Origin of the sequence: Pseudomonas sp. B14(2022) (assembly GCF_012030485.1) — a bacterium.
GTDB lineage: Bacteria > Pseudomonadota > Gammaproteobacteria > Pseudomonadales > Pseudomonadaceae > Aquipseudomonas.
This window is the reverse complement of the sequence record NZ_JAAUVM010000016.1, coordinates 56,152-74,455: the sequence shown is the minus strand read 5'-3', so window position 1 is coordinate 74,455 and position 18,304 is coordinate 56,152. Positions and strand designations below refer to the sequence as shown.

The window sequence follows — 18,304 nt, the reverse complement described above, 5'->3', positions numbered from 1 at the left end:
ACCGGCCCTGAGGGGCCGGTTTTGTATCTTAAATAAAGAATTGAGTAAGGAGTCGCAGCATGAGTCAGGAATGGGATGCCGGTCGCTTGGACAGCGACCTCGATGGCGTAGCTTTCGATACCCTGGCTGTGCGCGCCGGCCAGCACCGCACCCCGGAAGGTGAACACGGTGACCCGATGTTCTTCACTTCCAGCTACGTATTCCGCACTGCTGCTGACGCCGCTGCGCGCTTTGCTGGTGAAGTGCCGGGTAACGTTTATTCGCGTTACACCAACCCGACTGTGCGTGCGTTCGAAGAGCGTATTGCGGCGCTGGAGGGTGCGGAGCAGGCGGTGGCGACGGCCACCGGCATGGCGGCTATCCTGGCGGTGGTAATGAGCCTGTGCAGTGCCGGCGACCACGTGCTGGTGTCGCGCAGTGTGTTCGGTTCGACCATCAGCCTGTTCGAGAAATACTTCAAGCGCTTCGGGATCGAAGTGGACTACGTGCCCCTGGCGGATCTGTCCGGTTGGGATGCGGCGATCAAGTCCAACACCAAATTGCTGTTCGTCGAGTCGCCGTCCAATCCGCTGGCCGAGCTGGTGGATATCGCCGCATTGTCCGAAGTGGCCCACGCCAAGGGCGCAATGCTGGTGGTCGATAACTGCTTCTGCACGCCTGCCTTGCAGCAGCCCCTGAAGCTGGGCGCGGACATTGTGGTGCATTCGGCCACCAAGTTTATCGATGGCCAGGGCCGTTGCATGGGCGGCGTGGTTGCCGGTCGCTGCGAGCAGATGAAGGAAGTGGTGGGCTTCCTGCGCACCGCCGGCCCGACCCTGAGCCCGTTCAACGCCTGGATCTTCCTCAAGGGCCTGGAAACCCTCAGCCTGCGTATGAAGGCCCATTGCGCCAACGCTCAGGCCCTGGCCGAGTGGCTGGAGAAGCAGGACGGCATCGAGAAAGTGCATTACGCCGGCCTCAAGAGCCATCCGCAACACGCGTTGGCCCAGCGCCAGCAGCGTGGATTTGGCGCCGTGGTGAGCTTCGAAGTGAAGGGCGGCAAAGAGGGCGCCTGGCGCTTTATCGATGCGACGCGCCTGATCTCCATCACAGCCAACCTGGGTGACAGCAAGACCACCATTACCCATCCGAGCACCACGTCCCACGGACGCCTGGCGCCGCAGGAGCGTGAAGCGGCCGGTATCCGGGACAGCCTGATCCGCGTTGCGGTAGGCCTGGAAGACGTCGCTGATCTGCAGGCTGACCTGGCCCGCGGGCTGGCTGCCTTGTGATCGAGTGGTCCATGGAGGCTGCAGTGGCCAGTAATGGGCGCGTCGCCCTGGTGACGGGCGCGGCGCGGGGCATTGGCCTCGGGATTGCCGCGTGGTTGATCAGCGAAGGCTGGCAGGTGGTCTTGACCGACCTGGACCGCGAGCGCGGTTCCAAGGTGTCCAAGGTGCTGGGCGACAACGCCTGGTTTATCACCATGGACGTGGCTGACGAGAAGCAGGTGGCCCAAGGGGTCGCCGAAGTCCTGGGGCAATTCGGGCGCCTGGACGCATTGGTCTGTAACGCTGCGGTGGCCCACCCGCACAATATCACCCTGGAAAGCCTTGACCTGGCTTACTGGAACCGCGTGCTGGCCGTTAACCTCAGTGGGCCGATGTTGCTGGCCAAGCATTGTGCGCCATACCTGCGTGCCCACGGCGGCGCCATCGTCAACCTGGCGTCGACCCGGGCCCGCCAGTCGGAGCCGGATACCGAGGCCTATGCGGCGAGCAAGGGTGGCTTATTGGCCCTTACTCACGCCTTGGCGATGAGTCTCGGGCCGGAAGTGCGGGTGAATGCGGTCAGCCCTGGCTGGATCGATGCCCGTGATCCTGCCGCGCGGCGTGCCGAGCCTTTGACCGATGCCGATCATGCCCAGCACCCGGCGGGCAGGGTGGGTACGGTGGAGGACGTGGCGGCGATGGTGGCGTGGCTGCTGTCGCGCCAGGCCGGGTTTGTCACGGGGCAAGAGTTTGTGGTGGACGGTGGCATGAGCAAGAAGATGATTTACAGCGAGTAGGGCAGGTAGCCGTCTTGAAGCAATTTTGTCTTTTTCAGAAAAACTTCAAGCAGGCTATTGACTTAGGTCCGCTACCTGCGTAAATTTCGCGGCCTCAACGAAGCAAAGGGTGATTAGCTCAGCTGGGAGAGCATCTGCCTTACAAGCAGAGGGTCGGCGGTTCGATCCCGTCATCACCCACCACTTCTTGAGAGTTTTACCTTCGGGTGAGACGCAACGTTAAAGGTTGCACCGACGCGCAGCGGTAGTTCAGTCGGTTAGAATACCGGCCTGTCACGCCGGGGGTCGCGGGTTCGAGTCCCGTCCGCTGCGCCATATTTTCCAGGTTCGATTTATCGGGCTTGAGGTTGAACAGCCAAGGCTGGTCGATCAGATGTTCAAAGACGGTTGAGGCGGTTTGCTCGGCCGGTCAAGCGATACGCAGCGGTAGTTCAGTCGGTTAGAATACCGGCCTGTCACGCCGGGGGTCGCGGGTTCGAGTCCCGTCCGCTGCGCCATATCTGCTTCAAGGCCCACTGAACGCCTTGAAGCACAAAGAAAGCCACTGGCTACTTTGATCCGATAGCAAAGACCCTGGTCGAAAGACCGGGGTTTTTTGTGTCTGCGATTCGGCAATTTTTTGCGGGAGCCGGCGAACCGGCGCCCATTGATTTGTCAGAAACCCAGCTTATCTCGCAGCCCGTAATACCAGGCCCCCAGTGCCGCAAACGGTGTGCGCAACAGTTGCCCGCCCGGAAATGGGTAGTGCGGCAGGTCGGCAAAAGCATCAAAGCGCTCTGCCTGGCCTCTCAGCGCTTCCGCCAGTACCTTGCCCGCCAGGTGGGTGTACGTCACGCCATGGCCGCTGCAGCCCTGTGAGTAGTAGATGTTGTCGCCCAGGCGGCCGACCTGCGGCAAGCGCGACAGGGTCAGCAGGAAGTTGCCGGTCCAGGCGTAGTCGATCTTTACATCCTTGAGTTGCGGGAAGGCCTTGAGCATCTTCGGGCGGATGATTGCTTCGATGTTCGCCGGGTCGCGCGCGCCATACACCACGCCACCGCCGAAGATCAGGCGCTTGTCACGGGTGAGGCGATAGTAGTCGAGCAGGTAGTTGCAGTCCTCTACGCAGTAGTCCTGCGGCAGGAGGGTCTTGGCCAGTTCATCCCCGAGTGGCGCCGTCGTGATCACCTGAGTGCCACAGGGCATCGACTTGGCCGCCAACTCCGGCACCAGGTTGCCCAGGTAGGCATTGCCCGCGACGATGATGAACTTGGCCCTGACCTTGCCTTCGGCCGTGTGGACCACCGGGTTGGCACCCCGCTCGATGCGCACCGCCGCCGATTGTTCGTAGATCGTACCGCCCAGTGACTCCACGGCTGCGGCTTCACCCAGTGCCAGGTTGAGTGGGTGGATGTGGCCGCCACTCATGTCCAGCAGGCCGCCGACATAGTTGTCACAGGCCACTACCTCGCGAATGCGACGCTCGTCCAGCAACTCCAACTGTGTATGGCCGTAGCGCTCCCACAAGCGTTTTTGCGACTCCAGATGGCCCATGTGCTTGCTGTTGAGTGCCGCGAACACGCCGCCGTCCTTCAGGTCGCACTGGATCTGGTATTTGGCGACCCGCTCGCGAATGATCCTGCCGCCTTCGAACGCCATCTGCCCCAGCAGCTGCGCCTGCTGGGGGCCGACACTGCGCTCGATCACATCAATGTCACGGCTGTAGCTATTGACGATCTGCCCGCCATTGCGGCCCGACGCGCCAAAACCCACTTTTGCGGCTTCCAGTACCGTGACGCGAAAACCGTTCTCCAGCAGAAACAGCGCGCTGGACAGGCCGGTATAGCCGGCGCCAATCACGCACACATCGGTTTCGACGTCGCCTTGCAGCCTTGGGCGCGGCGGAACGGCATTTGCTGAAGCGGCGTAATACGACTGGGGGTAGGGGGTGTTCGCCATCCTGGAACCTCTGTTTTATATTTTTTACGAGTGCCCCGATCCTACCTGAGTTGAAAATTGCCTGCCAGCCACCCAAAAAAGCGCGGTGCCCCGGCTGCAAATAAATAATTCGCATATTCATAGGCTTAGCTGCAAAAAAGATGTTGACACCCCTTCGGAATTCCGTAGAATGCCGCCTCACAGCAGGCACGTAGCTCAGTTGGTTAGAGCACCACCTTGACATGGTGGGGGTCGTTGGTTCGAGTCCAATCGCGCCTACCAAACAAAATCCGCTCTGCTGGGCGGTCTAGAAGGGCTCACCGAAAGGTGGGCCCTTTTTTGTTCGTGCGATTTATTACTACCCGAAAATCTTCCCACCCCCACCTAAAGTAATCGACACCCAGGCCGATAGTGCTCGCAAACCTCTTACTCTCGGACATCTGGCATGCTTATCAACATCAGCACTACCGCCTCCGTAGCAAGCACTCCAAGCACTGTCAGCTCGACGGCTACCGAAACCAAGGAAAGCACAAGCAGCGCAGGCGGCATGACCGTCAACATGCACGCTGATTCCAATGGTGCGGCAGGTGTAGGTGGTGGTGGTCAAGCCTCCTCGCTCTCGAAGGAGTCCGATACCGTCAAAGAGTTGAAGAAGCAGATCGAGCAGTTGCAAAAGCAGCTTCAAGCGCAGCAGCAAGCCTTGCAGAAAGCTCAGTCCAGCAATCAGAGTGCAGAAGCCAAAGCGGCGGCAGTGGCGGCGGCGCAGATGCAGATCGCTGGCACTGCGGCGGCGTTGCAGACAGTGACTTCCGCGCTGTTGCAGGCGGTCATTGATGAGGGCAACAGCACGTCGGGTTCGATGGTCAGTACCACCGCCTGATAGTTGCAAAAGTGTGTTGAACCTCAGCCTTCACTGTCGATTCAACACACTTTCTCCCGCTCCCACCGGCAAGCGATATACATCCACCAGCGCCCACACTCCCAGCAGCGCCACTCCGACGAACGCCACGCGAAAATCCCCGACCTGCGCGTGCATCTCATGCCCTTGCACACTCATGGATGCCCGTAGCAGCAGCGCCGCCACCGTTACGCCCATCCCCATGGCCAGCTGGAATGACATGCTGAACAGCGCCGACGCCTCACTCATGCGCGGCTTGGGCACATCCGCGAAGCCGATCGAGTTGTAGCAGGTGAACTGCATCGAGCGTGACAGACCTCCCACAAACAACACGGCCGCGATCAGTACAAATGGGGTCTGCGCCGTGAAAAGCGTGCAAGCGGCTATCGACAGCACGCCGATCACCCCGTTCACCAGCAAGACCTGGCGAAACCCATAGCGGCGCATGATGGCCGTGGTGAACGGTTTCATCGCCAGATTGCCAGCGAATACCGCCAGCACCAGCAAGCCTGCGTCCACCGGGGGCAAGCCAAAGGCGACTTGAAACAGCAGCGGCAGCAGGAACGGCAGGGCGCTGATGGCCAGGCGAAACAGCGAGCCGCCGTAGATGCTCACACGAAATGTATCGATGGACAGGGTCTCGAGCGGCAATAAGGGGGCGCTCGAATGGCGGCAATGGCGCAGAGCCCACACTGCCAGCGCGATGCCTGCCGCGACCAGCACGGCGCCTGGAATAAGCCGCGCACCGTTCGGGTTACCCAGCCATTCCAGCCTGCCCAGCAGGGCCACGCAGGCGCCTGCCAGCAGCAAAAAGCCCTTGGCATCGAACTGGCGAACCCTGGCTTCGCGGCCTTCCGGTACCAGCCACAGTGCGGCGGCCAGTGCCAACGCACCCAGCGGCAGATTCACGTAGAAGATCCATGGCCATGATGCATGAGTCACGATCAAGCCGCCGACCAGCGGCCCCAGAATCGGCGCGACCAGGCCGGGCCAGGTAATGATCGCGATCATTTTCACCAAGTCTTTCTTATCCGTATTGCGCAACACCGCTAAGCGCCCCACGGGCACCATCAATGCGCCGCCGATGCCTTGCAGGACTCGGGTGAACACGAACATCTCAATACTGTGGCTCAGCCCGCAGAGCAACGAGGCGAGGGTGAACAGGATGATTGCGCCAGCGAATACCCGGCGCGCACCAAAGCGGTCGGCGACCCAGCTGGACAGCGGTATGAAGATCGCCACGGCGAGGATATAGGCGGTGATGCCGATGTTCATGTCGACCGGCGTCACCCCGAAGGCGGTCGCCATGGTCGGTAGCGCGGTGGCGATGACCGTGGCGTCGAGGTTCTCCATGAAGAAGGTCACGGCGACCACCAGGGCAATCAGGCGGGTTTGTAGACTGAGGCGGTTTTGCGCGGCGGAATCTGGAGTGGGTGAGCTCACCGGTGCTGCCCTTTTTCAGTGAACGGTTTGACGAAGAAGGCCGATCAACTGCCAGATGCGCCGCGCCCGATAAACGGGCGGCGTTAAGATGAGCGAATCCTTCGTGGTCTGTCCACATCTTGTTACTCGTGCGCCCCTCGATTGCCCACAAAATTTATTGGTTTGCAGCAACAATTTTTCTTGTTGGACACCTCCCGCTCCCAGGCAGCACAGTTGCCGCCACTGACGCTCGCCCTGACGGGTCAACAATAAAAAACCGAGCCGACTGCACGCCACTTCCTGCTGTGAACCCTTTGTTCACATCCTGCTGTAATGGCGCCGCAGCGCGCACTTAAGGACCTCTCCGCCATGCAAACTGTTGTGAACTTATGGCCGTTGATCGGCGTACTTGTGATCGTGGTTGGCTTTGTTTTGCGTTTCAATCCGCTGTTGGTGGTCACCGCCGCGGCTATCGCCACCGGGCTCGCTGCCCACTTCCCCCTGGAGAAAATCCTCGCCACTATGGGTGATGGTTTCCTACAGACTCGCGCCCTGCAATTGATCCTGTTGTTGCCTCTCGCAGTCATCGGTTTGCTGGAGCGCCACGGCTTGCGCGTGCACGCGCAGAACTGGATTGCGCGGTTTGAGCGCGCCACGGTCGGACGCCTGCTGATCATCTATCTGTTTGTGCGCGAATCCACCGCAGCCATGGGCTTGACCAGCCTCGGCGGGCACCCGCAGATGGTGCGCCCGCTGCTGGCACCGATGGCCGAAGGCGCGGCGGAAAAGCGCTACGGCAAACTGCCTGACAAACTGCGTCACAAGGTGTTGGCCATGTGCGCTGCCACCGATAACGTCGGCCTGTTTTTTGGTGAGGACATCTTCGTCGCCTTTGGTGCGATTGCGTTGATGCATACCTTCCTGCTGGGTTCGGGGATCGACGTAGAGCCGCTGCACATTGCGGTGTGGGGCATTCCTACGGCGATCTGCGCCTTTATCATTCACGCGATCCGACTTCATCGGTTTGACCGAAGACTTACCCGCGAGATGACGACCGCCGTGACCCCAGTGGAGGCCGCGCAATGATCATCTCCATCCAATACCTGTACTGGCTCGCCGGGGTCCTGCTGCTGATCACCGCCGGCATGATTCTGTTGGATCGGACCCATCCCAAGCGCTGGTCCAGCGCACTGTTCTGGCTGCTGTTCGCCATCCCGTTCCTGGTGGGGGAGCGCCTGCCCTCGGTGGTTGTCGGTGCGGGGGTGGTGGTGATGGCACTGATTGCCGGTCTGGGCGGCGTCGGCCGTGGCACCCATGCTGAGTTGCATGACAAGGCTTCGCGCGCCAGTGCCGGTCGCCTCGGGCATAAACTGTTTATCCCGGCGCTGGCGATCCCCCTGACCACGGTGATTGGTTCGGTCTTGCTCAAGCACACCGAGATTGGCGGGGTACCGCTGCTGGATCCGAAAAACACCACCTTCGTCTCCCTCGGTATCGGCTGCCTGATCGCCCTCGGGCTGGCCTGCTGGCTGACCCGTGATACCCCGGTGCAAGCCTTGCGCGAATCCCGACGACTCACCGAGGCCTTGGGCTGGGCCATGGTACTGCCGCAGATGCTGGCGATGCTTGGCCTGCTCTTCAATGAAGCAGGTGTCGGCACGGCTGTCGCCCATGTCACCACCACCTACATCAACCTGGATTTCAAGTTGGTGGCGGTCATGGTGTACGTGTTGGGCATGGCGCTGTTTACGGTGATCATGGGCAATGGCTTCGCGGCATTCCCGGTGATGACCGGGGGCGTCGGCGTGCCGGTGCTGGTGGGTATCTATGGCGGTAACCCGGCGGTGATGGCCGCCATCGGTATGTTCTCTGGCTACTGCGGTACGCTGATGACGCCGATGGCGGCCAACTTCAATATCGTGCCGGCGGCGTTGCTGGAGTTGCCGGACAAGAACGCGGTGATCAAGGCGCAACTGCCGACCGCGTTGATGATGCTGGTGGTCAATATTGTCCTGCTTTATGTGTTGATGTGAGGCCAAGATGCGAACTGTATTGCTGACGGGGTTCGAGCCCTTTGATCAAGACCTGGTGAATCCTTCTTGGGAAGCGGTGCGCCAGTTGGATGGCGTGCAACTCGACGATGATGTGCGGATTGTTGCGCGCCGATTGCCCTGTGCGTTTGCCACGGCGGGTGAGTGCCTGCTCCAACTGATCAGTGAACTGCGCCCGGCAATGGGCATCGCCACTGGGTTGGCCCCCGGGCGCAGCGAAATATCCATCGAGCGGGTGGCGATCAACGTCAACGATGCGCGCATCCCCGATAATCGGGGGGAGCAGCCCATCGACACGGCGGTCGTGGTCGGCGGCCCTGCGGCCTACTTCTCGACGCTGCCGATCAAGGCCATGGCCAGGGCGGTGCGCGAGGCGGGGATTGCGGTTTCGGTATCGCAGACGGCGGGCACCTTTGTGTGCAACCAGGTGTTCTACCGCTTGCAACACGAACTCGCGGGCTCGGGTGTACGCAGTGGTTTTATCCACGTGCCGAGCCAGCTTGGAGCGGGCCTGGTCGATGGGCTGCGCATCGCGGTGTCGACGGCATGGAATACCCCGGTGGACGTGGTGGAGGTCGGCGGTCAGGTGAGTTGACTTCTTACGTGATGCGGTAAGCTCGACTACAGTTCAGCTACATTCCTGTGTTGGATAATCGTCATGATCAAGTGCTCGAAATTCGTATCTGTTGCGCTTACGCTTGTGTTGTTTGCCGCTGGCGGTACGGCTTTGGCTGATCCAGGCAATGGCAAGGGGCAAGGCAACGATAAAGGCAATGGTCACGGCGGGCAGGGGCATGACAAGCCCAAGGGCAAAGGTGCAGCAGGCAGTCATGGCCCCAGCGTCGACCGTGGCAGCGTGCTGAATGTGTTGGGCGGTTATCGCGACTACTGGAGCCCAGGGCCTGCCTTGCCGCCTGGTATCCAGAAGAACCTGGCACGCGGCAAGCCGCTGCCGCCGGGCATTGCCAAGAAACTGGACGGGCGTTTGTTGGGCCGTTTGCCCCATTACGATGGGTACGAGTGGCAGCAGGCGGGTACCGACTTGATACTGGTGGCCATCGCGACGGGCATCATCTACGAAGTCCTCAATGGCGCCCTCGATTGAGCTGACGCTGTCACCAGCATGGTTCTCGGCGCCGCCGTGTTCTTGCCGGCGTCGGTGGCGTTTACAAGCCGCCAGGTGATCCGTAGATTGCATTGCGCCGATTATTCGTTTCAGCCCACTAGGAAACCCCGCAGTGTCCATCCGAGGTTCAGCCGTATTTGCCCGCCCTTACCGCGCCTTTCTGTTCGATATGGATGGGACTTTGCTCAATTCGATTGCCGCCGCCGAGCGGGTATGGAGTATCTGGGCTGAACGCCATGGGTTGGAGGTGGCGACGTTTCTGACCACCATCCATGGCGCCCGGGCAATCGACACCATCACGCGCCAGGCTTTGCCCGGCGTCGACCCAGAGGTTGAAGCACAGTGGATTACCGAGGCTGAAATCAATGACGTGGAAGGCGTCGTTGCGATTGCCGGTGCTGTCGAGTTTCTGAACCGCTTGCCCGGTGATCAGTGGGCGCTGGTCACCTCTGCACCCAGGGAGCTGGCGTTGCGTCGACTGCAAGCGGCGGGCATTGCACCGCCAGCGGTGCTGGTCACGGCTGAAGACGTGGCTATCGGTAAGCCTGACCCTGCCTGTTATGCGCTCGGTGCGCAGCGCCTGGGGGTGTCGGTGCAGGACTGCCTGGTGTTTGAGGATGCGACGGTGGGTATTCGTGCGGGGGAGGCGGCTGGAGCGGATGTGATGGTCGTGACCTCGACGCACCTCAAGCCCATGGCGACGGAGCATCCTTCGATCGATGGGTATGAACAGCTGCAGGTGCAACGCAGCGCCGATGGCTTGTTGTACTTGGCGCGCGCGAGGGGCTGACGCAGCAAGGCCGAGACGGCTAACGGCCTCGGTCTGCTTCGCGGGTGGCTGGATCAGGCGGCGCCTGCATTCGATCACTGCGCATGCCTTGGCGTGACAGCACCATCTCCCTGAGAATCTCGTTGGCGAGCCGGGCAATCGCTTCGGCACCGCGATAATGCGCGCGCACGATTCCGGTGATTGCGAAGTGATCGGTTTCCGGACCGCTGAGCACGGCCGAGAGGGTGCCGTCGGCGTGCAGCGTACAGGTGACCGTGTAGCTGGGCAGGCGGGCTGCCAATTCAGATTCGATTTGGGTTTTAGTGAGCGTGTCCATCTGTACCGGCACCTTTTACTGACTGTGCAAACACACCCAAGAATAGGTCCTGCTGCGAGGCTGTAAATACCAGCGATCTGATAGTGAATTACGGGGACGTCAGTGTGCGGTTTTGCGCACGATTCGCTGGCACAACTTGCGCTGCACGGCCATCTGGATAGGCTTGAGACAGAACATGAACAGGTAGCCAAACAGCAGCAATACCAGGTCCAGCCGCGAGCGAGGGGCCTGGGCGCCTTCTATTTCAAGCTTCAGGCCATATTCCAAACCGACAAAGACCAGCCCTGTCAGCAGGGCGATCATCCAGGATCTGGAGAAAAATGGCTGGGTATTGCCTGGCAGCATCGACGTGCTCCCAATTGCACACTGATGGCGAGATATCAGTCAGGGGATTCGGTTGCAGAGGGTGTAATAAGTTCCAAGCGTGAAGATAGTTTCATCTTGATTCATGGATGAGCATGCGGCAAAAAACGGTTCGCGCAACAAAGACAAAAGCAGTCCGAGGAGGTTTTCGCCAGCCGTTACAGTGAACGAAAGGGCTGGCTACTGAGGGCGCTTCAAGGCGTCTGGTTTTTGTCCGGAGCGGTCAGGCCGGCCTGGATGCGCTGGTAAATCTCCTCGCGATGCACGGCAACATCCTTGGGGGCGTTGATGCCGATTCGTACTTGCTGGCCGCTGACGCCCAGGATGGTGATCGTAATGTCATCACCGATGTTTATGCTTTCACCGACTTTGCGGGTGAGTATAAGCATGGACTTCTCCTTGATTACTTTTAAGGACACATGTTTCAGACAGGGCAGGTGTCGTATGTGTGTAGCTTACTGCTAAGCGCGTCCCTGTGACTGCCTCTTTTAGGACGCATAGAGGCGACATTAATTCCCATGGCGGCATCATACAGGTCTGGGATACATCATTCGCATTGTTTAAGCCAACGTTTATGACGGCCAGAATAGACAGTGAATGATAAAGTCGCTTCTTTATCCGTTGAAGGAGCAGGGCAGTGCGTAAAGTAACGATGGCAATTGCGGTGTTGGCCTTGGCCGGTTGCGGTGAAGGCAAAAGCGTCGATGCTCCCAATGCCAAGCCTGCCGTGACCGAAAGCCAGCCACAAACCGGCGCGATTGCCGCCCAGGAATGGGACCTGCGCGTTGGCCCGCCAGACCATAAGTTGCAGGCAATCACGGACCTGACCGCCTGGTTGCTCGAACACGGGTTCAGTTTTTATATCGTGAAGGTCGACGGCAAGGACGAAGTGCTGCTGGGGCCATTTGCAACCAGGGCCGAGGCCGAAGCCAAGCAGACACTGCTCAACGAGAAGATGGCACGGGCCAAGAAAACCGACACGGTGTCCGAGATCATCGAGCACAAGGCCGCGCAGTAACCGCTGGTTGGGCGGCAGGGCCGCCCATGTTCAACCGCAGGCTTTCAGGTTAACCGGGCCGACAAACTCATTGCCGCGGCCCATCACGCACGCCACCGTCTGGTTACGCTGGCGCTCCCAGGCTTGTACCGGATAGGTCTTGTTCCAAGCTTCGTACAGCTGGCGATCCTGTTTTGACAGGCGCAAGCCGTACTGCTTGCTCATGTAAAAATAAGTGCGTGCGATCATCCCGCGAATGGACGGGCGCGGCATGACCTTCTTGGCCTTGAAATCCACCTGGGTCAGGCATGAACCGTACTGCCCGCTTTGCACCGGCAGCCAGCCAAAACTGAAGTTACTTCGATCTCCATTGACCTCGCCGATGCTCGGCACCAGGTTGTGCAAATCCGCTTCGGCGCGCTTGAACACGTCGTCATTGCGCGTGCAGTTCTTGCGTCCACCGTTCTGCCAGCACTGGCGCTGATGTCCGATCTGCCAGGCCGGAACAATGTGCTCCCACTCGATGCGCGCGGCACGGTTGGCGTTTTTGCGTGGGATGTAGCCGCAGGCTTTCAAGTCAACGCGGTTGCCGGTGTATTTGCAGCCGCAATAGAACTCGGTGGATTGTGGCGAGTAGAGCTTCCAGGCGATTTTTTTGGCTTCGCTGAAGGTTCGGGGTGCCTGTGCATGGGCAGTGACAGCAAAAAGCAGGCAGCACAGAGCAATAAAACGGGCACTCATTGAATCAATCTTCCTTCGGCACAACCCAGAAAATCTGCACGCCGCCGTCATCCCGATAGGCGAGGGTAACGTTGTCGTTCTCCGCGATTTCCTCCAGCAAGCGCTGCCACTCGTCTTCTGGCTCGTCCGGCAAGCGGAAGATCAAGGCTGCCTTGGCTTTTTGGGCGCTGGTGGAGTTGATGATCTTTTGCACACGAATGGCCAGGCGTTCGTAGGCATCAGGTGGGGTTAATGCTGCTGAGGAGGGCTTTGCCACGGAGTGTTCCTTAGTAAGCTGTACGTGCATACAGTATTTAACTGTAGGCAATTTCGCAACTGCTTAAAATTTAATAAGTTCGTCTTACGGCGGTTTAGGTGATTTGGTGTAGGGCGGGGAGGTGTTGGTTGCGGGATTTACACATGAAGTAGAGGCGGGTAAACCCGCCTCTACAGAGATGTCATCAGGAATCAATATTCCCAGAACATCCGCTGCAGTTCTTTGCTGTCCTGGGTCTTGGTCAGTGCGACCATCGCCAGAATCCGGGCTTTCTGCGGGTTCAGGTCAAGAGCGGCGACCCAGTCGTACTTGTCGTCCGGCTGTTCGGCATTACGCAACACCATGCCCCCGGCGTTCACGTGGGAAGAACGGATGATCTGCACACCTTGCTTGCGCAACTCCACCAGCGCAGGGACCACTTTGGACGACACCGAACCATTGCCGGTGCCGGCGTGGATGATGGCTTTGGCGCCAGCCTGGGCCAGTGCCTTGTAGGCGGTGTCGCTCACGTTGCCGTAGCCGTAGGCGATTTCAACATCGGGCAAGCTCTTGATGTTCTTGATGTCGAATTCCGAGTCCATGGTGTGACGCTTGGCCGGCAGGCGGAACCAGTAGGACTTGCCTTCAACGACCATCCCCAGCGGCCCCCATGGGCTCTTGAAGGCTTCGGTCTTGATATTGATCATTTTGCTGACGTCGCGACCCGATTGGATCTCGTCATTCATAGTCACCAGTACGCCTTTGCCGCGTGCGTCCTTGCTGCCGGCCACGGCTACCGCGTTGTACAGGTTGAGCATGCCGTCAGCCGACATGGCGGTGCCTGGGCGCATGGAGCCGACCACCACGATAGGCTTGTCGGTTTTTTCCACCAGGTTCAGGAAGTAGGCGGTCTCTTCCAGGGTGTCGGTACCGTGGGTGATCACTATGCCGTCCACGTCCTTGCTGTCGGCCAGTTCGGCGACGCGGCGACCCAGTTGCAGCAAGTTTTCGTTGTTGATGCTTTCGGACGCAATTTGCATCACTTGCTCGCCACGCACATTGGCGATCTGGCTAAGCTCAGGAACACCGGCAATCAATTGCTCGATACCGACTTTGGCGGCCTGGTACGTCGCACTGTTGGCGGCGCTGGCGCCCGCGCCGGCAATGGTACCGCCGGTGGCGAGGATGACCACGTTGGACAATTTGGTCTTGGATTCAACGTCCTTTGCCTGGGCGGCAACGGGGAACAGCAGCAGAAGGGCCAACGCCCCCGGGACAAAGTTCTTCAATGCAGATTTCATTATTTTTCTCTCTGGTTTTTGATGAGTGCTGTAGCAGGTTCATCTAGAACACCTGGGCAGTGCTGAATGCCGCCAGGCGCTGTGTAGGAGCAGGATCTGTACCATGCTGAATATGTTTGCGTATATAAATTAAACTGTTGATATGTATTGGTTTTTATCTGTTTTGTGATGGTTTTTAGATCACTGGATGTCCGGCTTTCCGAACAACCTGGGGTGTGGCGTTCGGTTGTCCGAAAGTTATGACGAAAGAATCCTGTGTCTTGCGCCAAAACCTGTCGTTTCAGAGAACGACCGAACGCGGCAGATGTTTAAGAGCGGCTCTCGGAGGACGCGAGAGCCGGGGCTAGAGGCCTTGCATGAAAGGCCATATTCTAGCGTTGACAAATCTCGACAAGGTTCTCATAGTTTGTTAACGCAAACGTTTGCGAGATGTTTCATGGGGCTCTCACTGAGTCTCCTGTCAGCTCGTATCAGCCCCCCGGGTGGGAGGGCGCCCGAAGCACACTTCGGTGCAAGCGTTGCCCACAATAATCATAAGATCGGAGTGAACCCATGAAGCTGCCATTCGCTGGACGTCTTCTTGCTGTCGCTGTGCTTGCTGCCGCATCCGCCGCCTTACCTTTCTCCTCTGCATTCGCTGATGACGCTGCCGCCAAACCCAAGGTCGGCCTGGTGATGAAATCCCTCGCCAACGAATTTTTCGTGACCATGCAGGACGGTGCCAAGGCGTACCAGAAAGACCATGCCGCCGATTTCGACATGATCACCAACGGCATCAAGGACGAAACCGATACCAGCGCGCAAATCGGTATCGTCAAGCAGATGATCCTGGCCAAGGTCAATGCCATCGTTATCGCGCCCGCTGATTCCAAGGCACTGGTAAAAGTGCTGGAGGATGCCTCTAAAGCCGGGATCAAGATCGTCAACATCGATAACCGCCTGGATCCGGGCGTGCTGAAAAGCAAAAACCTCGATATTCCCTTTGTCGGTCCCGACAACCGCAAAGGCGCCAAACTGGTGGGCGACTACCTGGCCAAGCAACTGGCTGCCGGCGACAAGGTTGGCATCATCGAAGGTGTACCGACCACCACCAACGCCCAGCAGCGCACCGCGGGCTTCAAGGATGCGATGGACGCTGCCGGTATGAAGATCGTTTCCACCCAATCCGGCAACTGGGAAATTGACCAGGGCCAGAAAGTGGCCTCGGCCATGCTGAGCGAACACCCGGACCTCAAGGCGTTGCTGGCCGGTAACGACAACATGGCCCTGGGCGCCGTCTCCGCCGTACGTGCAGCAGGCAAGGCCGGTAAGGTCCTGGTGGTGGGTTATGACAACATCGACGCCATCAAGCCGATGCTGCAGGACGGTCGTGTGCTGGCGACCGCCGACCAGGCGGCGGCGCAGCAAGCGGTGTTCGGTATCCAGAACGCCCTCAAGCTGGTCAAGGGTGAGAAAGTCGATGCCAAGGACGGCATGATCGAAACCCCGGTCGAACTCGTCCTCAAGAAGTAATCCTGGCAGCACCCAACAGCGTCCGTCCGCCCTGGGCGGACGCCTGGAGATTTTCCTATGTCATCTTCCGCCCCGAACGCTGTCCTCTCGGTCAGCGGTATCGGTAAGACCTATGCCCAACCGGTTCTGTCCGACATCACCCTCACGCTTAACCGTGGTGAAGTGCTGGCGTTGACCGGTGAAAACGGCGCGGGCAAAAGTACCTTGTCGAAGATTGTCGGCGGGCTGGTCACGCCGACTACTGGGCACATGCAATTCAAGGGGCAGGATTACCGTCCGGCCAGCCGCACCCAGGCTGAATCGTTGGGCGTGCGCATGGTCATGCAGGAACTCAATCTGCTTCCGACGCTGACCGTGGCCGAAAACCTGTTCCTGGATAACCTGCCGAGCCATTGTGGCTGGATCAGCCGCAAGCAATTGCGCAAAGCCGCGATCGAGGCCATGGCCCAGGTCGGTCTCGACGCCATCGATCCGGACACCCTGGTCGGCAGCCTCGGCATCGGCCATCAGCAGATGGTCGAGATCGCCCGCAACCTGATCGGTGACTGCCATGTGCTGATCCTCGATGAGCCCACCGCGATGCTCACGGCCCGCGAAGTCGAGATGCTGTTTGAGCAAATCACCCGCCTGCAGGCTCGGGGCGTGGCGATCATTTATATTTCGCATCGGCTCGAAGAGTTGGCCCGTGTCGCCCAGCGCATTGCGGTATTGCGCGACGGCAAGCTGGTCTGTGTCGAGCCGATGGCCAATTACAACAGCGAACAACTGGTCACCTTGATGGTCGGCCGGGAGCTGGGTGAACACATCGACCTGGGGCCGCGCAGCATCGGCGGCCCGGCCCTGACCGTAAAGGGCCTGACGCGCTCGGACAAGGTCCGCGATGTATCGTTTGAAGTGCGTGCCGGTGAGATCTATGGCATCTCCGGCCTGATCGGCGCCGGTCGTACAGAGTTACTACGCCTTATCTTCGGTGCCGACCTGGCCGACAGCGGCACTGTGGCCCTGGGTTCGCCGGCCCAGGTGGTGAGTATCCGCTCGCCAGTGGATGCAGTCAGTCATGGTATTGCTCTGATTACCGAGGATCGCAAGGGCGAAGGGCTGCTGCTGACCCAGTCGATCAGTGCGAATATCGCGCTGGGCAACATGCCGGAAATTTCCGGCGCCGGGGTGGTGAATACGCGAGATGAGACGGCATTGGCCAAGCGCCAGATCGACGCCATGCGGATCCGCAGCTCCAGCCCGGCGCAATTGGTGTCCGAACTGTCCGGTGGTAACCAACAGAAAGTGGTGATCGGCCGCTGGCTGGAGCGCGACTGCTCGGTGATGCTGTTCGACGAGCCTACTCGCGGCATCGACGTCGGTGCCAAGTTCGACATTTATGCCTTACTGGGTGAATTGACTCGCCAGGGCAAGGCGCTGGTGGTGGTATCCAGTGACCTGCGTGAGCTCATGCTGATCTGTGACCGCATCGGCGTGCTGTCCGCCGGGCGCTTGATCGAGACCTTCGAGCGCGACAGCTGGACCCAGGACGAATTGCTCGCTGCCGCCTTTGCCGGCTATCAGAAACGTGATGCGCTGCTCAACGACGCAGTGCTTAGGGATACCCCATGAAACTAACAACTTCCCCCGGTAAAACCGGCGGCAACTTCTACGGCCTGGGCACCTACCTGGGGCTGGCCGGTGCATTGCTGGCGATGATCGCGCTGTTTTCGGTGCTCAGTGATCACTTCCTGTCCTATGACACGTTCAGCACTCTGGCTAACCAGATTCCTGACCTGATGGTGCTGGCTGTGGGCATGACCTTCATCCTGATCATCGGCGGTATCGACCTGTCGGTGGGCTCGGTGCTGGCGTTGGCGGCATCGGCCGTCAGCGTGGCGATTCTCGGTTGGGGCTGGAGTGTCTTACCGGCTGCCTTGCTCGGCATGGGTTGCGCCGCGTTGGCCGGCACTATCACCGGTTCGATCACGGTGGCCTGGCGCATACCATCGTTTATCGTGTCCCTCGGTGTGTTGGAAATGGCCCGTGGCGTGGCGTACCAGATGTCCGGTTCGCGTACGGCTTACATCGGCGATTCGTTTGCCTGGCTCTCCAACCCGATCGCCTTCGGTATTTCGCCGTCGTTTATCATCGCTTTGCTGGTGATCATTGCCGCCCAACTGGTATTGACCCGCACCGTATTCGGTCGTTACCTGATCGGTATCGGCACCAACGAAGAAGCTGTACGCCTGGCCGGGATCAATCCCAAGCCGTACAAGATTCTGGTGTTCAGTCTCATGGGCCTGCTGGCCGGTGTGGCGGCGTTGTTCCAGATTTCGCGCCTGGAAGCGGCAGACCCGAATGCCGGTTCGGGCCTGGAACTGCAAGTGATCGCCGCAGTGGTGATCGGCGGCACCAGCCTCATGGGCGGACGTGGCTCGGTGATCAGCACCTTCTTCGGCGTGCTGATTATTTCGGTATTGGCCGCCGGCCTGGCGCAAATCGGTGCCACGGAGCCCACCAAGCGCATCATCACCGGTGCCGTGATCGTGATCGCTGTGGTCCTGGATACTTACCGCAGCCGCCGCGCCAGTCGGCGAGGCTGAACC

Annotated in this window: 20 protein-coding genes and 4 tRNA genes; 16 read left to right on the top strand and 8 right to left on the bottom strand. The window is 59.6% G+C overall.

Going from position 1 to position 18,304, the window contains the following annotated elements:
* Positions 1–59 precede the first annotated feature (59 nt).
* The 5 genes from HCF10_RS21545 to HCF10_RS21525 all read left to right on the top strand — a co-directional run bounded on the left by HCF10_RS21545 (position 60) and on the right by HCF10_RS21525 (position 2,544).
* Positions 60–1,271 carry an O-succinylhomoserine sulfhydrylase gene (locus HCF10_RS21545; protein WP_131700520.1) on the top strand — a complete coding sequence of 404 codons (1,212 nt, stop codon included), beginning with the start codon at positions 60–62 and terminating at the stop codon, positions 1,269–1,271.
* An 11-nt stretch (positions 1,272–1,282) separates the two neighbouring features.
* A complete protein-coding gene (locus HCF10_RS21540) occupies positions 1,283–2,047 on the top strand; it encodes an SDR family oxidoreductase (RefSeq protein ID WP_167656359.1) in 765 nt (254 codons plus the stop codon).
* Positions 2,048–2,154: 107 nt separating this feature from the next.
* A tRNA-Val gene (locus HCF10_RS21535) sits at positions 2,155–2,230 on the top strand.
* Positions 2,231–2,285: 55 nt separating this feature from the next.
* A tRNA-Asp gene (locus HCF10_RS21530) sits at positions 2,286–2,362 on the top strand.
* Between the two features lie 105 nt (positions 2,363–2,467).
* Positions 2,468–2,544: transfer RNA gene (locus HCF10_RS21525), tRNA-Asp, on the top strand.
* A gap of 157 nt (positions 2,545–2,701) precedes the next feature.
* On the opposite strand, the gene HCF10_RS21520 is transcribed toward HCF10_RS21525, so the two are convergent.
* The gene (locus HCF10_RS21520; protein ID WP_145336297.1) at positions 2,702–3,985 is read right to left on the bottom strand and encodes an NAD(P)/FAD-dependent oxidoreductase; all 1,284 of its coding nucleotides are present in this window, start codon (positions 3,983–3,985) and stop codon (positions 2,702–2,704) included.
* A gap of 184 nt (positions 3,986–4,169) precedes the next feature.
* Between HCF10_RS21520 and HCF10_RS21515 the strand changes: the two genes are divergently transcribed.
* Together HCF10_RS21515 and HCF10_RS21510 are read left to right on the top strand one after the other, a co-directional pair.
* A tRNA-Val gene (locus tag HCF10_RS21515) sits at positions 4,170–4,246 on the top strand.
* A gap of 163 nt (positions 4,247–4,409) precedes the next feature.
* Positions 4,410–4,844 carry a hypothetical protein gene (locus HCF10_RS21510; protein WP_131700523.1) on the top strand — a complete coding sequence of 145 codons (435 nt, stop codon included), beginning with the start codon at positions 4,410–4,412 and terminating at the stop codon, positions 4,842–4,844.
* Positions 4,845–4,874: 30 nt separating this feature from the next.
* Here the strand turns inward: HCF10_RS21510 and HCF10_RS21505 are convergent, their stop codons facing one another.
* A complete protein-coding gene (locus tag HCF10_RS21505) occupies positions 4,875–6,305 on the bottom strand; it encodes a DHA2 family efflux MFS transporter permease subunit (protein ID WP_167656358.1) in 1,431 nt (476 codons plus the stop codon).
* Between the two features lie 348 nt (positions 6,306–6,653).
* On the opposite strand from HCF10_RS21505, the gene HCF10_RS21500 reads away from it, so the two are divergent.
* The 5 genes from HCF10_RS21500 (at position 6,654) to HCF10_RS21480 (ending at position 10,251) form a co-directional block, all read left to right on the top strand.
* Positions 6,654–7,370, top strand: coding sequence for a DUF969 domain-containing protein (locus tag HCF10_RS21500; protein ID WP_131700525.1), 717 nt, complete (start codon positions 6,654–6,656; stop codon positions 7,368–7,370).
* The gene (locus tag HCF10_RS21495) at positions 7,367–8,317 is read left to right on the top strand and encodes a DUF979 domain-containing protein (RefSeq protein WP_065927250.1); all 951 of its coding nucleotides are present in this window, start codon (positions 7,367–7,369) and stop codon (positions 8,315–8,317) included. The genes HCF10_RS21500 and HCF10_RS21495 overlap by 4 nt, the downstream gene beginning before the upstream one ends.
* Positions 8,318–8,324: 7 nt before the next feature.
* Positions 8,325–8,930, top strand: a complete 606-nt coding sequence (gene pcp, locus HCF10_RS21490) for a pyroglutamyl-peptidase I (RefSeq protein WP_167656357.1) — start codon at positions 8,325–8,327, stop codon at positions 8,928–8,930.
* 63 nt (positions 8,931–8,993) lie between these two features.
* Positions 8,994–9,440, top strand: a complete 447-nt coding sequence (locus tag HCF10_RS21485) for an anti-virulence regulator CigR family protein (RefSeq protein WP_145336287.1) — start codon at positions 8,994–8,996, stop codon at positions 9,438–9,440.
* A 133-nt stretch (positions 9,441–9,573) separates the two neighbouring features.
* A complete protein-coding gene (locus HCF10_RS21480; protein WP_131700528.1) occupies positions 9,574–10,251 on the top strand; it encodes an HAD-IA family hydrolase in 678 nt (225 codons plus the stop codon).
* Between the two features lie 19 nt (positions 10,252–10,270).
* On the opposite strand, the gene HCF10_RS21475 is transcribed toward HCF10_RS21480, so the two are convergent.
* The 3 genes from HCF10_RS21475 to csrA form a co-directional block, all read right to left on the bottom strand.
* Positions 10,271–10,567 carry a hypothetical protein gene (locus tag HCF10_RS21475; protein WP_131700529.1) on the bottom strand — a complete coding sequence of 99 codons (297 nt, stop codon included), beginning with the start codon at positions 10,565–10,567 and terminating at the stop codon, positions 10,271–10,273.
* A 99-nt stretch (positions 10,568–10,666) separates the two neighbouring features.
* Positions 10,667–10,912, bottom strand: a complete 246-nt coding sequence (locus HCF10_RS21470) for a hypothetical protein (RefSeq protein ID WP_167656356.1) — start codon at positions 10,910–10,912, stop codon at positions 10,667–10,669.
* 212 nt (positions 10,913–11,124) lie between these two features.
* Entirely contained in the window at positions 11,125–11,319 is a 195-nt protein-coding gene (csrA, locus tag HCF10_RS21465; RefSeq protein WP_003192511.1) for a carbon storage regulator CsrA, read from the bottom strand.
* 263 nt (positions 11,320–11,582) lie between these two features.
* Between csrA and HCF10_RS21460 the strand changes: the two genes are divergently transcribed.
* A complete protein-coding gene (locus tag HCF10_RS21460; RefSeq protein WP_167656391.1) occupies positions 11,583–11,948 on the top strand; it encodes an SPOR domain-containing protein in 366 nt (121 codons plus the stop codon).
* Positions 11,949–11,978: 30 nt separating this feature from the next.
* Here HCF10_RS21460 and HCF10_RS21455 read toward each other — a convergent pair whose 3' ends face one another.
* From HCF10_RS21455 to HCF10_RS21445, 3 genes are all read right to left on the bottom strand, one after another.
* Positions 11,979–12,668, bottom strand: coding sequence for an endonuclease (locus HCF10_RS21455; RefSeq protein WP_131700532.1), 690 nt, complete (start codon positions 12,666–12,668; stop codon positions 11,979–11,981).
* Between the two features lie 4 nt (positions 12,669–12,672).
* Positions 12,673–12,924 (bottom strand): DUF1654 domain-containing protein, encoded by a 252-nt coding sequence (locus tag HCF10_RS21450; protein WP_178116737.1) that lies wholly within the window; start codon positions 12,922–12,924, stop codon positions 12,673–12,675.
* A gap of 191 nt (positions 12,925–13,115) precedes the next feature.
* The gene (locus tag HCF10_RS21445; protein WP_131700534.1) at positions 13,116–14,204 is read right to left on the bottom strand and encodes an asparaginase; all 1,089 of its coding nucleotides are present in this window, start codon (positions 14,202–14,204) and stop codon (positions 13,116–13,118) included.
* 552 nt (positions 14,205–14,756) lie between these two features.
* Here HCF10_RS21445 and HCF10_RS21440 point away from each other — a divergent pair.
* The 3 genes from HCF10_RS21440 to HCF10_RS21430 are packed head-to-tail and all read left to right on the top strand — an operon-like array spanning position 14,757 to position 18,301.
* Entirely contained in the window at positions 14,757–15,716 is a 960-nt protein-coding gene (locus HCF10_RS21440; protein WP_131700535.1) for a sugar ABC transporter substrate-binding protein, read from the top strand.
* Positions 15,717–15,773: 57 nt separating this feature from the next.
* The gene (locus tag HCF10_RS21435; protein WP_131700536.1) at positions 15,774–17,327 is read left to right on the top strand and encodes a sugar ABC transporter ATP-binding protein; all 1,554 of its coding nucleotides are present in this window, start codon (positions 15,774–15,776) and stop codon (positions 17,325–17,327) included.
* Positions 17,324–18,301 (top strand): ABC transporter permease, encoded by a 978-nt coding sequence (locus tag HCF10_RS21430; protein WP_167656355.1) that lies wholly within the window; start codon positions 17,324–17,326, stop codon positions 18,299–18,301. The genes HCF10_RS21435 and HCF10_RS21430 overlap by 4 nt, the downstream gene beginning before the upstream one ends.
* Positions 18,302–18,304 lie beyond the last annotated feature (3 nt).

What these genes read in the sequence shown, in the direction of transcription:
- HCF10_RS21455 (WP_131700532.1), bottom strand. Translation starts at nt 12,668, where the DNA reads ATGAGTGCCCGTTTTATTGCTCTGTGCTGCCTGCTTTTTGCTGTCACT.
- HCF10_RS21470 (WP_167656356.1), bottom strand. Translation starts at nt 10,912, where the DNA reads ATGCTGCCAGGCAATACCCAGCCATTTTTCTCCAGATCCTGGATGATC.
- pcp (WP_167656357.1), top strand. Translation starts at nt 8,325, where the DNA reads ATGCGAACTGTATTGCTGACGGGGTTCGAGCCCTTTGATCAAGACCTG.
- HCF10_RS21440 (WP_131700535.1), top strand. Translation starts at nt 14,757, where the DNA reads ATGAAGCTGCCATTCGCTGGACGTCTTCTTGCTGTCGCTGTGCTTGCT.
- csrA (WP_003192511.1), bottom strand. Translation starts at nt 11,319, where the DNA reads ATGCTTATACTCACCCGCAAAGTCGGTGAAAGCATAAACATCGGTGAT.
- HCF10_RS21475 (WP_131700529.1), bottom strand. Translation starts at nt 10,567, where the DNA reads ATGGACACGCTCACTAAAACCCAAATCGAATCTGAATTGGCAGCCCGC.
- HCF10_RS21485 (WP_145336287.1), top strand. Translation starts at nt 8,994, where the DNA reads ATGATCAAGTGCTCGAAATTCGTATCTGTTGCGCTTACGCTTGTGTTG.
- HCF10_RS21430 (WP_167656355.1), top strand. Translation starts at nt 17,324, where the DNA reads ATGAAACTAACAACTTCCCCCGGTAAAACCGGCGGCAACTTCTACGGC.
- HCF10_RS21545 (WP_131700520.1), top strand. Translation starts at nt 60, where the DNA reads ATGAGTCAGGAATGGGATGCCGGTCGCTTGGACAGCGACCTCGATGGC.
- HCF10_RS21510 (WP_131700523.1), top strand. Translation starts at nt 4,410, where the DNA reads ATGCTTATCAACATCAGCACTACCGCCTCCGTAGCAAGCACTCCAAGC.
- HCF10_RS21495 (WP_065927250.1), top strand. Translation starts at nt 7,367, where the DNA reads ATGATCATCTCCATCCAATACCTGTACTGGCTCGCCGGGGTCCTGCTG.
- HCF10_RS21540 (WP_167656359.1), top strand. Translation starts at nt 1,283, where the DNA reads ATGGAGGCTGCAGTGGCCAGTAATGGGCGCGTCGCCCTGGTGACGGGC.
- HCF10_RS21500 (WP_131700525.1), top strand. Translation starts at nt 6,654, where the DNA reads ATGCAAACTGTTGTGAACTTATGGCCGTTGATCGGCGTACTTGTGATC.
- HCF10_RS21460 (WP_167656391.1), top strand. Translation starts at nt 11,583, where the DNA reads ATGGCAATTGCGGTGTTGGCCTTGGCCGGTTGCGGTGAAGGCAAAAGC.
- HCF10_RS21445 (WP_131700534.1), bottom strand. Translation starts at nt 14,204, where the DNA reads ATGAAATCTGCATTGAAGAACTTTGTCCCGGGGGCGTTGGCCCTTCTG.
- HCF10_RS21520 (WP_145336297.1), bottom strand. Translation starts at nt 3,985, where the DNA reads ATGGCGAACACCCCCTACCCCCAGTCGTATTACGCCGCTTCAGCAAAT.
- HCF10_RS21435 (WP_131700536.1), top strand. Translation starts at nt 15,774, where the DNA reads ATGTCATCTTCCGCCCCGAACGCTGTCCTCTCGGTCAGCGGTATCGGT.